Origin of the sequence: Enterococcus sp. E4-150 (assembly GCF_035726465.1) — a bacterium.
Lineage (GTDB): Bacteria > Bacillota > Bacilli > Lactobacillales > Enterococcaceae > Enterococcus_B > Enterococcus_B faecium.
This window is the reverse complement of the sequence record NZ_JAPRGK010000004.1, coordinates 201,698-214,076: the sequence shown is the minus strand read 5'-3', so window position 1 is coordinate 214,076 and position 12,379 is coordinate 201,698. Positions and strand designations below refer to the sequence as shown.

Below are 12,379 nucleotides of genomic sequence, written 5' to 3'. Positions count from 1 at the left end.
GTTCAGTGTAAAATGTACTTGGGTCATGTAACGTCCTCCTGGGTATGTTTTTGTGGTTAAAAACATTGTACCGTAAAAGGGCTGTTACATGGCCTTTTATCTTTTACACAATTATATGGACTTTATCGTTTATCATCCGTGCTATAGTTGAAAAGTAACAAAAATAAATTTTATTTATGATGTACCTTTAGCTCAGTTGGTTAGAGCAGACGGCTCATAACCGTCCGGTCGTAGGTTCGAGTCCTACAAGGTACATAAGAGGTTGTGAAAAAGCTGCCCTGCATCAAGTAATAAGAACAGCCAAGTAAAAACAGCTTCTTATGTTTTTTACTTGGCTGGACTTATTACTGCAGATGCAAGCTTTTGAATACCGTTTAAGGAAGAGGTTGTGAAATCAGCGTTTTGACCTGAGTATTAGAGAAACAAACGGAAAAATAGTTCCTCATATTTTGCCGTTTGTTAAGCTAATACCGAGGGTCAGCTGATTGAACACCATTTAAGAAAGAGGTCGTGAGCCTGCCGTTTCACTCTGTGTCATAAAAAAGCCAATCTACTTTGATAGAAAAAGCACGTAGGACTAAAACAGTTCTGCGTGCTTTTTTTATTGTGTGTTAAATATCGTAAATGAAGATAGATATTTTTATGATTCGACGATAGAGACGTTGAAATCTTTCAACAGCTCTAAAGCGGATTCTCCGTGTTTTCTACTGGAGACTAACATTGGATCAACAAAAAAGTCTGCTTCAGGAAAAGCACTCTGCAGGCCTATCAGATTAGAGAGTACACACAAGTTTGTTTCAATCCCGACTACTTCGATCTCTTTTTGTTCTTCTTTGCTTTCAAATAAAGTTTCCTGGATTTCAGCTAAAGTTTCAGGTGGAATCGTAAAGTAATACTTTTTAATCACTCGTTCATTTTCTTGTGGAGAAAGAAGAGGGATCAATTGCAAATCTTCTCGTTCTTCTTCTTTGTCCTTCAGTTCAACTGGAATATCCCGTGTGAAGAGAATATATTCATTATTTTGGCGTGCTTTAGCTAATCTTTGAGCAATACGTTCTGCCAATTGATCTGACTCTGGAATATAAAATTCGCTGTTTGGATCAAGAATATGATTTTGCATATCAATAATAACTAACATTTTCTTTCCTCCTACATTCATATCGTCATTTTATTCTTTTAATAAAAGTTTTTTAAAATATAAGCAACACCAGCTTCTTCATTCGTCAGCGTTACTTGGTTTGCAATTTCTTTTACTTGTCGCTGTGCATTCCCCATCGCAATACTCAACCCGCTGTAATTCAACATAGCAATGTCGTTTTCTTGATCGCCAAAAGCCATGATGTCACTCGATTCGATTCCAAGGTAATCCGCCAGAAAAACAAGTGAATGAGCTTTAGTGATACCTGTAGGCGTGATTTCTAAGAAATGCGGATCAGAGAATACTGATTGGATACCATCTGCTTGCAGATCTCTTTGTAGCTTCTGTAGTTTTTCTTCACTCTTATCTGTTAATGCTAATTTAAGATAACTAAGAGAAGGATCTTCCAACATATTTAAAATTTGATCAAAAGAATGGTTCTGTAAATTGAAATGTTCATAATAAGGGTCATCTTTGACTAGATTTGATTCATCGAATGTCAGCTGATCATCTTGGGTTTCTCGGCTAGCAATGATGGATATTTTCGCTTCTTGAGCATAGAAGAAGGCTTTTCTCAGTGTATCGCTATCTATTTTTGAACGTCTGAGAACTTTCGCCATTTTTCCATCCTTCATTTCAGCAATCAGTGAACCATTGGAAGAAATCAAATAGCCACCGATTCCTAATTCGGAAAAAATATCTTTAGCAGAAATGCTGTTCCTTCCGGTAGCGACGGTTACGATTCCGCCATTTTCATCAAATTTCCGAAGTGCTTGGATATTTTCTTCTGGTATCTTTCCATTTCGATCAAGCAAGGTACCGTCTAAATCAATCGCTGCTAGTTTCATTTTATCTTCCTACTTTCTTTTTACATATCTATTTTCCTGTTACCTTAAGATTAAATGAGAATTTAAAAAAATGAAACTAACTTGCTTTGTCATTATGAATTTTTTCAAAAAACATTCTTAAGAAAAAGGTGGCTATATATAGTAGTTTTTGGTCAATACCTTTGAATAAAAAGCCATGAAAAACGAATAGTTAGCGCTTACTAATGCGTTTTGTGATAAAAAAATTTTAAAACATTCAATGAAAACAAAGCATATATTTTGCTTTAAAACCAAATGAGGAATATTCTAGATGTAGAACAGGTTAGAAAAAGATTAGAAAAAGGAGTGATTTTGATGGAGAAGAGATACGGCGTAGTTCCTGTGGTAACTGCTTCAGACGAAAATTATGCTCCTTACTTGAGCGTGATGATCGCAACTGCATTAGAAAATTGCAATAAAACAAGACGCATAAAATTTTATGTGATTGACGATGGTCTATCAGAATATAGTAAAGAAGGATTGGAAGAAACGGTAAATAAATATTCAAGTAATGCAAGTATCCAATTCCTGACAGTGGAAAAAGATATCTACGAAGACTTCCTAGTCAGTGACCATATCACAACTACCGCTTACTTAAGAATTTCTTTACCAAACTTATTAGCTAAAGAGGATTATAAGAAAGTCCTTTACTTAGATTCAGATGTGTTAGTACTAGACGATATCGTAAAACTATATGATGAGCCGTTAAATGGAAAAACAATCGGCGCTATTATCGATCCAGGCCAAGTGAAAGCTTTGGAAAGATTAGGAATCGATTCCGATGACTTGTACTTCAATTCAGGAGTGATGGTGATTGACATTGATCAATGGAATAAAAAAGAAATTACAGAAAAAACTATCCATTACCTCAGTGAAAATGGCGATCGAATCATCTATCACGACCAAGATGCTTTGAATGCTGTACTTTATGAAGATTGGGAACAACTTCATCCAAAATGGAACATGCAGACTTCGCTGATTTTTGAACGTCATCCAGCACCAAATGAAAAATATGAACGTCAGTATAAAGAAGGAAATGAAAAACCTTCGATCGTTCACTTTACAGGACATGATAAACCTTGGAATACGTTGAAAGATCATCCGTATACCAATTTATACTTAAAAAAATTAGCACACAGTACTCTAACGAAAGTAGGCGAGATCAATGAATAAAAAAGAAATAGCAGTAGTCGCAAGTTGTAACACAAAATTCGTACCACATTTAGCTGCATTATTTGTCTCAGTATTAGATAATTGCAACCCGTCTAAATTTGTTCGGTTCTATGTGATTGACGATGATATCGATTTTGAAAGTAAACAGCTTTTACGCTTCTCAGTGAAAAACGCACGAATGAACTCAGATGTGGAATTCTTGAAAATCAATAAAGAATTCTTTACAAATGTGGTAATCAGCGATCGTATTCCAGAAACAGCTTATTATCGTATTGCGATTCCGGAATTGTTCCGCGGCACAGAAGTTGAACGTATCTTATATATGGATTGCGACATGATCGCTTTACAAGATATCTCTAAATTATGGCGTCTTGACTTCGGTGATTCAATCGTAGCAGCTGTTGAAGACGCTGGGTTCCATCAACGTCTGGAAAAAATGGAAATTTCAGCTAAATCAATGCGTTATTTCAACTCAGGTTTGATGCTGATCAATGTGAAAAAATGGTTAGATGAAAATATTACGCAAAAAGTATTAGATTTCATCGAACATAATCCAGAAAAATTACGATTCCATGACCAAGATGCATTAAATGCTATCTTACATGACCGTTGGTTACCACTTCATCCGCGTTGGAATGCACAAGGCTATATCATGGCAAAAGCAAAAAAACATCCAACAGCAGCAGGCGAACGTGAATACGAAGAAACTCGCAACAATCCTTACATTATCCATTTTTCAGGACATGTGAAACCGTGGAGCAAGGATTTTGAAGGGCCAACGAAGAAATATTACGAAAAATATGCAGGGATGACGGCTTTCCGCTGTGTAGCTAAATTCCCTAAATATCCAAAATACGCAAAAGTTCAACCAAAAACAGATGTAGTTGTTAAATAATAGAAGACAACAACTGAAGAGGGGGAGTAGGAATGGAAATTACAATGTCTAAAAATGCAGTAGAGACGTTAATTGAAAAGGTTGGGGAAAATACAAAAATCGCACTCGCGCTCATCAATGATTCCGATCCATTTTTAAGGGACAAAGGTGCTTTTGCAAAAGGCAGCTTTTTTCAAATCATTCCTTTTGTTTCGGAATTTGGAGAATATGCGACTAAAATCGAGCATCCATTATTGGACATCTATACATCTAAATTAGAGCAAAATTATTTCGGTAAACGATTGAACATGGACTTCAACAAACAGCTTGACAGCTTTTCATTAGAAAATGAAATCGCAGTACTCGATTATAATATCAAATTAAAGAACTGCTTCTTCAGCTAATAGTTTCGAGAAAGTCCAAAAAGGAGGTATACATTGAGATACTACTTTGTGGATGAAGAAAAGAATGTAACAGAAACAGATGAAAAAAAATATAATTGGCTCGTACTTGATAGTGCAAAGCCCGAAGAGATTGAGCAAGCAATCGAAGAATTCGAGCTTCCTGATGATATTTTCGTAGGAACCGAATATCCGGAAGAAGTTTCTCGGATGGAGCGCCTTTATGAGACGAAACTAGAGCATCCATTTTCTTTGGTAGTGATTAATCTAGATCAGTCAGATAATCGTATCGAAAAAAAATTAACGCCAATATCTTTTGTACTTTCCGATAATCTCTTGATTACTTGTATCGATAGAAAAACCGAATTTGTGGATCGGCTGCTGACAAAGCATGGAAATCATTTAAACTCGTTTGAAAAGATCATCACGTATACATTATTAGATATTTACACCCATTACGTGAAAGAACTAAGAGAGATGAAAAAGCGAATTGACGCTTTGGATAAAGCAGCTCGTAAAACAACGGAGAATGAAGAACTGTATAAACAGGCAGATCTTGAAAGAGACATCGTATATATCGATCATACCTTAAGAGATCAACGGGAAACAATGGATCAATTATGGAATTCTGAAACTTTCATCAAACGTTTAGATGATGAACAGCTACTCTATGATGTCCATTTGAGACAGCGACAAACAGAAAAAATGATCGAGATCTATCGAGATTTATTAGAGAGTATTGGTGATCTATTCAACGGGATGATGGACAATAATCTAAATCATATCATGAAATATCTAGATTCAGCTGCATTAATCATTTCCGTTCCGGCGTTGTTCGCAGGGATTTGGGGAATGAATACAGGAGGATTACCGGGTAAAAGTTCTGCTCTAGGCTTTATACTCGTAGTCTTTGGCTCTTTGATAGCAGCAGTAGTTTTAGGTTACCATTTATACCGGAAAGATTATACAAATTAAAGAATCTATTTAAAACAGGTATCAAACAAAGAAATTTGTTTTGGCAATACAATTTAAAAACTAGGAGGAATACAGCAATGACAGAACCAAAATTAATCGACCCACGAAACTTGTACCATACGGAGAAATTTCCTAAACAAGATCAGGATACACCAGCTTTACAGCAGAATATGATTCCTGTTCCTGATTGCGGAGAAGAATCCTATGAAGGCAATAATCAACTAGAAAACCGCCGTGTACTAATCACTGGTGGAGATTCAGGGATCGGTCGTGCAGCAGCGATTGCATTTGCTAGAGAAGGAGCAGATATCGCTCTTCAATTCTTCCCAGGAGAAGAAAAAGATGCAGAGGAAGTAGCAAAATACGTGAAAGATGCAGGACGTAAGATTGTCTTACTACCTTTTGATCTTCGTGACGAACAAGCACCTAAAGAAATCATAGATAAGGCCGTGAGTGAACTTGGCGGGCTAGATACGATGGTACTAAACGCAGGACAGCAAATTTCTTGTCAGTCTATTGCTGAGTTACCACTTGAGCAAGTCAAAGACACATTTATGATAAACATCATCGCTATGTTTGCTTTAGTGAAAGAAGCTGTTCCGCATATCCCAGCAGGAGGAGCAATCGTAACAACAACTTCTGTTCAAGCATTCAATCCAAGCGAACATTTATTAGATTACGCAGCAACAAAAGCTTCAATCGCTAACTTTACGATCGGTTTAGCAAAACAGCTTGCACCTAAAGGAATCCGTGTAAATGGTGTAGCACCTGGTCCAATCTGGACACCATTACAACTAGACGAAGGACAACCTTCTGATTCGATCCCTGAATTTGGTCAGCAAAGTTTACTAGAACGTGCAGGTCAGCCAGGAGAATTAGCACCAGTTTATGTTTTCTTAGCATCGAATAAAGCAAGTTATGTTACAGCTCAAATTTACGGAGTAACTGGTGGAGAAGCGATCAACTTATAAGAAGTTGATCGTTTCACCCCTATGAGGAGGTGCGAAAATGAATAAAGGTGTAAAAACGATCGGAGTGATCGGAACGTTACTTTTGCTATCTGTGCTTTTGTTTGCGATACTATTAAGTGCAACCTATCCATTGCCTTTTCAGCTAGAGAAGTTTCGATTCTTTTCCATCACTAATTCATACGTGCAACAATATGTATTTTGGCTTGCCGTTGCATTTGCTATTTTGACAATTATCACGTTACTTGTTTTCCTGTTTTATCCAAAAACAATCGGAAACTTTCTACTGAAACATGGTGATGGGGAGTTGACGTTGGATAAAAAAGCAATTGAAGGAATGGTTCGTTCTCACTTGCATGAAGATGAATTCATCCATTCACCAAAAGTAAATGTCAAAGCAACGAAAAACAAGATCGCCGTCAATGTAAAAGGGGAGTTGAAACGAACTTCAGCACTCATTGGTAAAACAGGAACATTGATGAAAGAAATCGAAAATGAAGTACGACACATATTGGGAACAAAAGAGCCAGTGAAAGTATCGGTGAAATACACAGGCTTTGAAGAACCAGCTAAACGAAGCAATGACCGCAAACGAGTAGAATAGAGGGGGACCAAAAATGAAAGAACTATTTTCGACATACAAGCTCCCTATCATCTTTGGGGTACTTGGATTGATATTAGCCGTTTTATGGATCACCGTGGGCTTTTTCAAGACCTTATTGATCTTGATCATGGCAGCGATCGGCGTCGCTATCGGTTTTTATCTGAAACAAACGAAAATCTTAGATCACTATTTTAAATCTTAGGAGGAAACATCCATGAATAACAATAACAAAAATAATAACAATAAAATGAACAACCAAAAACCAGTGTCTGCACATCCAGACCCAACGACACCAAACCAATCAAATGGTGTGAACGATGAAAAGAACAAAACAGCACCAGTATCTGCACATCCAGATCCAGTAGTCCCTAACGTTCAACAAGGAGTAGAAGAGAAGAAACATGATGCAGAAAAGCATGCACCTCATCATCCAGGAACACCAGAATCTAAAGTTCCAGAACAACATGATGCAATCGATCCTTCTAAACCTGTGGAAGAGCAAAAACATCCTTCTGACCATGCGAAAGCACAAGAAAAACTTAGTTCTGACCACACAAACGGACAAGGAAAACTTGGTTCTGATCATACAAATAACCAAGGAAAGCATGATTCTGAACAGGAAGATTCAATGCGCGGTGAGCTGAATTATGAAGATAAAGTTGTGCAAAAAATCATCGGAATCGCAATTGAACAAGTAGACGGTTTATTATCTGCAAACGGTGGTTTCTTCTCTAATGTGGCAGGAAAACTTGTGAATACAGATAATGTAACGGCTGGGATCGAAACAGAAGTCGGTAAAAAACAAGTAGCAGTTGATATGGATGTCATTGTGGAATATGGCAAAGATATCGAAAAAATATTTGAAGAAATGCAAGAAGTAATCGGCAAAGAAGTAAAAAATATGACACACTTAGAAGTGATCGAAGTCAACGCTAACGTAGTGGACATCAAAACAAAAGAAGAATTTGAAAAAGATCAAGAAACGGTGCAAGACAAAGTAACTGACGCAGCGAAAAAAACCGGTGAATTTGCTTCGAATCAAACAGATAAAGTAAAATCAGCAGCTGGAAGCGGCGCACAAAAAGTAAAAGAAAATACAGAACCACGGGTTCAGTAATAAGGAAGTAAAACATTAGGAGGAACGAAACATGGGATTTATTTGGTCACTTATCGTCGGAGGAATTATCGGAGCAATTGCAGGAGCAATCACGAATAAAGGTTCTTCGATGGGGATTATTGCAAATGTCGTAGCAGGTTTAGTTGGATCAGCACTTGGTCAAGCATTATTAGGTTCTTGGGGACCAAGTATTGCAGGAATGGCAATCGTGCCATCATTGATTGGTGCCATCATTTTAGTACTAATCGTATCATTCTTTGCTCGAAAACTGTAAAAAGACTTTTAAAAAGAGGTCGTGAAAAAGCTGTTCTTCATCAAGTAATAAGAACAGCCAAACAAAAATAGCTTCTCATATTTTTCATTTGGTTGGGCTTATTATCGAAGATGCAAGCTTTTGAACACTGTTTATTCGGAATAAGAGGCTGTGACAAGACTTTTGTCACAGCCTCTTATTTATGCGGGCAAATTTCCAATTAGATTTTTAAAAGTTTTCCTTAAATGTGTCCTTGTTGATTGCTATAAGACAGCTTTTTCACAACCTTTTAATAAAACAATGCCTCCCTGAATTTTCTTGAGATAGGAAAGGTGAACATACAAAATAATATGACCACTTGGAAAACCCAGATGATCCACAAATGGATCGTATGATACTGATGAAGTAAAAAGCAATGGATCAGAAACTCAAAGAGATTGAAAAAGACAAGGAAGAAATAATATCTCTTTTTTACTCATGTCTGTTTTAGCCAATAATAGCTCGTAAAGTAATCTAGACAAACAAATAGAAGTAAACAAAGTTTCGTAAGAGAAGTAATCGTATCATGTTGCTCTGCTAGACGATTGACGAGCAGGAAAAATGTTGGTAATGGAATATAGATCACGAGTAATGAAAGAAAAAAGTAAACAATAAATGGCATACTATTCCTCCTAATTGTGTGAGTTCGCCCTCATTTTAAAATAACGATATTTGTTTGTGAAGCTTTTTCGTGTCGTAACAAATGTTATCTAATGTGTTTTTAAATAAATAATCATTATTATCAAAATAATGTTAAAAATAAAAAAGAATAGTCCATCACTGTTATTCAAATCATTTTATCAAAACTACATAGTAAATGGTAAAAAGCAACATGACATAATATATAGAAGGCTTTACAGTATATATGGGAGTTTACTAAAAAAGAATGGAGTAAGAGTTAACACAATGGGCCATTAGCTGAAGTTTTAAGCACTTCAAGGTATGAAACAGAATGGCCTGTAATACTATATGATTATTTAGACTGCTCAAACTGCTATCAGTCTGGTGGAATGAATAAAGTATTATACTAAAAGCAGATCCAACTACAACGTAACAGGAAACCAGTTGTATCAGGAAAAGTGATAGTACATGGAGAAGAAAAGGCCCCCTTTGTATGAGTCAGTACATATCTTATTTATAGATAAAACGGTATTCAATCGAAATAAAAAATCTGAATAATAGACGTAAATAACTTCTAAAAGTCTCACACATCTATCATTCAGATTATTTTTTATTTACTGTTTGTTCTACTTTATTTTATTCTTCTGGTATAGTATTCGAGTCATTTTTATAGGTCAACAAATCACCCGGTTGACACTCCAAAACTTGGCAGATTTTTTCGAGAGTGGAAAAACGGATGGCTTTTGCTTTTCCATTTTTTAGAATAGAGATGTTTGCCATCGTAATGCCCACTTTCTCACTCAATTCAGTCACACTCATTTTTTTTTGAGCTAATACTACATCTAAATTAACGATAATTGCCATGTCGCACCTCACACTGTCAAATCATTATCTGTCTTAAGTAAAATCTCATGTTCAAGCAGTTTTTCCAGCACGCTTGTTAATGTGTATACTGCAAAAGGAATGAATACGACAGCGATTCCTACCAACATCAAACCTGGAGCATCGTCTAAATCCGCTACTTTCATAAATTTAGGAAGTAAGCCAAAAAAAGCGAAACCAATAAATAAAATGGTTCGTTCGATTTTTTTTAGTATGTTTAAGCTTTGAGTGGAAAAAGCTTGGTTATCTTCGATTTTTTTCAATAGTTTCAATAAGAAATAAGCAATAACGATCCCTAGGAGAAGGGCAAAGTAAATGACAGAAACAAATAATGTGGTCTGCCAATCAAAATTGAATCCTTTTTCGCTTGTAGCGATCTGAGTGTAAAAAAGTACGCCGAACAAAATAAATACGGCACTTATACCTAAAACGACAAATTTTAATAGCAATGTTTTAAATTTCATTTTTATCCCTCTTTTATCTTTGATAGCTAAAATATAGCAGAATAATTATTGTAAAACAACTATTTTTTATCGAAAAACAATAAAAATATATCGTTTATGAAAAATGATAGAGTATGAGGGTGTGGAGTGCATTTAACAGCTTTTTTTGATTGTAAGAAACATTTAAAACCAGTTATTTTAGATTCTATGTGTGTCTCTTCTATAATGCTAAGATGCCTGGGATTATATTGGACAATACAGTTGGAGGATTTTTTATTATCTAGCGAAGAGAAGTGTAAGTTAACAGAACTGTATGAGAAAAAAGACAACTACGTAGTAGCTAACCGATTCATTAATTTTTTCAAGTTCATGTTTATTTACGTATCAGAATTTTTCTTACTCAATGGTTTGGTGTAATCACCACTTATTTGTCCTTTATTGCTTATACAATGTTATACAAAAGGAAAATCAAGCATTGACGCATGGGGTGGTACTATCTAGCTGAAATAGCTTAATAAGCGCAAGTAGATGCATTGGATTAGTTTATAAATCAAAAGTGTTAGAGGTATTAAGAAGAAGTAGAAAAATAAAATGGATTGCCGAATAAAAAGTACCATAAATCCTAAAACATGTGCCAACAGATAGATGGCACATGTTTATTTTTTTCGATAATTTTGTAACAAAAATACAAAGATGAAAAAGAATAAAGATTCCCATAGTGTAGTAGTCCAGCTGAATTCTTTACTGATACCAAATACCATATTTCCAAGATTCGATACAATCAAATAGCCAATCGTTATGATCAATGAATAATACAATCTTTTCATCATAGGACATACCTCGTTTTTATTTATAAGAATAGTATAAACCAAAGAAGAAAATAAGAAAAATGATAATATAAAAATAAAGCAAGAACGCATTAAAGTAACTAAAGTTATTTATTGTATTTTTTAATTCTCCGAAAAAATTTAATAAATAAATAGAATCTTGTAATAATAACTGAGCATAATCTTTGCAATTTTTAATCTTGAATAATATCCTTTAAGTATAGCCAGCAATCAAAAGTAAATAGAGAATAAGTAAGCAATTGTTATTTCAGTATCAGACTGGCAATAAAACGCCGTTATGATCCAGCAATGTTTGGTAGCGCTTTATTTACTGATGCTATGCTAACTGTTCGCTATCTATACTGTGATTGTCGGTAGAGTTATTTACAGGGTAAAAATAAGTTTATAGGAGGTGGAAAATGAATAAGGGGTTAAAAATAATCGGTGTTATCATGAGTTTACTGCTACTTTCAGTATTTCTAGCGATTGCGTTGATCAATGCGCCGTATATTATGCCTGAACAATTGGAACGATTTCGCTTCTTTACTTTAACGAATTACTACATGCAACAATATATTTTCTGGGCAGCTGTAGTATTTGCCGTTCTTGCTATTATCATCTTGCTAGTCGTTCTTTTCTATCCAAAGTCAAGAGGAACTTTCGTTATGAAACGGGAAGATGGCAAACTAACAATCGACAAAAAAGCGATCGAAGGGTTGGTACGTTCCCATTTACACGAAGAAGAGTTCATTCATTCACCTAAAGTACGGATACGTTCAACGAAAAATCGAATCCATATCCATGTCAACGGAGACTTGAAACGAACTTCTTCATTAGTAGGGAAAACAGGTGTATTGATGCAAGACATCGAAGAAGAAGTGACTAAAGTACTCGGAACAAAAGAAACGGTCAAAGTGGCAGTCACATACAGCGGTTATGAAGAACAAGAAGATACAAGAGACTACAAGCACTCTCGAGTGGAATAGGAGGGCCAAATAATGAAAGAACTATTTTCAGCATACAAGCTCCCTATTATCTTTGGGGGTCTTGGACTACTGCTAGCTGTTTTATGGTTAACGATTGGATTTTTCAAGACATTGTTGATCATAATCATGACAGCAATTGGCGCAGGAATCGGTTTTTATTTGAAACAGTCAGGAATAGTTGATCAATTTTTTAAATCATAGGAGGAAACAAA

At 35.6% G+C, this 12,379-nt stretch carries 16 protein-coding genes, 1 tRNA gene and 1 pseudogene; 12 read left to right on the top strand and 6 right to left on the bottom strand.

Annotated elements, in window-relative coordinates; genetic code table 11:
* Positions 1-181: 181 nt before the first annotated feature.
* A tRNA-Ile gene (locus tag OZ002_RS05655) sits at positions 182-255 on the top strand.
* Between the two features lie 385 nt (positions 256-640).
* Here the strand turns inward: OZ002_RS05655 and OZ002_RS05650 are convergent.
* On the bottom strand, positions 641-1,138 hold the full coding sequence (locus OZ002_RS05650) for an isochorismatase family cysteine hydrolase (RefSeq protein ID WP_002296667.1): 498 nt from the start codon (positions 1,136-1,138) through the stop codon (positions 641-643).
* A gap of 38 nt (positions 1,139-1,176) precedes the next feature.
* The gene (locus tag OZ002_RS05645; RefSeq protein ID WP_002296669.1) at positions 1,177-1,986 is read right to left on the bottom strand and encodes a Cof-type HAD-IIB family hydrolase; all 810 of its coding nucleotides are present in this window, start codon (positions 1,984-1,986) and stop codon (positions 1,177-1,179) included.
* Between the two features lie 333 nt (positions 1,987-2,319).
* Between OZ002_RS05645 and OZ002_RS05640 the strand changes: the two genes are divergently transcribed.
* The 9 genes from OZ002_RS05640 (at position 2,320) to OZ002_RS05600 (ending at position 8,390) form a co-directional block, all read left to right on the top strand.
* On the top strand, positions 2,320-3,177 hold the full coding sequence (locus tag OZ002_RS05640) for a glycosyltransferase family 8 protein (protein ID WP_002296670.1): 858 nt from the start codon (positions 2,320-2,322) through the stop codon (positions 3,175-3,177).
* Complete coding sequence (locus tag OZ002_RS05635) at positions 3,170-4,072, top strand: glycosyltransferase family 8 protein (protein WP_002298674.1); 903 nt, start codon at positions 3,170-3,172, stop codon at positions 4,070-4,072. Before OZ002_RS05640 ends, OZ002_RS05635 begins: the two co-directional genes overlap by 8 nt.
* Positions 4,073-4,104: 32 nt before the next feature.
* Entirely contained in the window at positions 4,105-4,455 is a 351-nt protein-coding gene (locus OZ002_RS05630; RefSeq protein WP_002296672.1) for an iron-sulfur cluster biosynthesis family protein, read from the top strand.
* Positions 4,456-4,503: 48 nt separating this feature from the next.
* A complete protein-coding gene (locus OZ002_RS05625) occupies positions 4,504-5,427 on the top strand; it encodes a magnesium transporter CorA family protein (RefSeq protein WP_002376595.1) in 924 nt (307 codons plus the stop codon).
* Positions 5,428-5,504: 77 nt separating this feature from the next.
* Entirely contained in the window at positions 5,505-6,398 is an 894-nt protein-coding gene (locus tag OZ002_RS05620) for an SDR family oxidoreductase (protein ID WP_002296675.1), read from the top strand.
* A 37-nt stretch (positions 6,399-6,435) separates the two neighbouring features.
* A complete protein-coding gene (amaP, locus tag OZ002_RS05615) occupies positions 6,436-6,999 on the top strand; it encodes an alkaline shock response membrane anchor protein AmaP (protein ID WP_125179355.1) in 564 nt (187 codons plus the stop codon).
* 13 nt (positions 7,000-7,012) lie between these two features.
* Positions 7,013-7,201, top strand: coding sequence for a DUF2273 domain-containing protein (locus tag OZ002_RS05610; RefSeq protein ID WP_002291274.1), 189 nt, complete (start codon positions 7,013-7,015; stop codon positions 7,199-7,201).
* Positions 7,202-7,213: 12 nt separating this feature from the next.
* Positions 7,214-8,116: an Asp23/Gls24 family envelope stress response protein gene (locus OZ002_RS05605; RefSeq protein ID WP_002296679.1), complete on the top strand. Its 903-nt coding sequence runs from the start codon at positions 7,214-7,216 to the stop codon at positions 8,114-8,116.
* A gap of 31 nt (positions 8,117-8,147) precedes the next feature.
* On the top strand, positions 8,148-8,390 hold the full coding sequence (locus tag OZ002_RS05600) for a GlsB/YeaQ/YmgE family stress response membrane protein (RefSeq protein WP_002291278.1): 243 nt from the start codon (positions 8,148-8,150) through the stop codon (positions 8,388-8,390).
* Between the two features lie 268 nt (positions 8,391-8,658).
* Here OZ002_RS05600 and OZ002_RS05595 read toward each other — a convergent pair.
* The 4 genes and pseudogenes from OZ002_RS05595 to OZ002_RS05580 form a co-directional block, all read right to left on the bottom strand.
* A pseudogene (locus OZ002_RS05595) lies at positions 8,659-9,030 on the bottom strand (hypothetical protein).
* 635 nt (positions 9,031-9,665) lie between these two features.
* Positions 9,666-9,893: a helix-turn-helix domain-containing protein gene (locus tag OZ002_RS05590; RefSeq protein WP_002295139.1), complete on the bottom strand. Its 228-nt coding sequence runs from the start codon at positions 9,891-9,893 to the stop codon at positions 9,666-9,668.
* An 8-nt stretch (positions 9,894-9,901) separates the two neighbouring features.
* The gene (locus OZ002_RS05585) at positions 9,902-10,375 is read right to left on the bottom strand and encodes a DUF2975 domain-containing protein (protein WP_156248988.1); all 474 of its coding nucleotides are present in this window, start codon (positions 10,373-10,375) and stop codon (positions 9,902-9,904) included.
* A gap of 635 nt (positions 10,376-11,010) precedes the next feature.
* Positions 11,011-11,184, bottom strand: a complete 174-nt coding sequence (locus OZ002_RS05580; RefSeq protein WP_002291299.1) for a hypothetical protein — start codon at positions 11,182-11,184, stop codon at positions 11,011-11,013.
* Between the two features lie 416 nt (positions 11,185-11,600).
* Between OZ002_RS05580 and amaP (OZ002_RS05575) the strand changes: the two genes are divergently transcribed.
* On the top strand, positions 11,601-12,167 hold the full coding sequence (gene amaP, locus OZ002_RS05575; RefSeq protein WP_002295947.1) for an alkaline shock response membrane anchor protein AmaP: 567 nt from the start codon (positions 11,601-11,603) through the stop codon (positions 12,165-12,167).
* 12 nt (positions 12,168-12,179) lie between these two features.
* Entirely contained in the window at positions 12,180-12,368 is a 189-nt protein-coding gene (locus tag OZ002_RS05570) for a DUF2273 domain-containing protein (RefSeq protein WP_002295945.1), read from the top strand.
* The last annotated feature ends 11 nt before the right edge of the window (positions 12,369-12,379 follow it).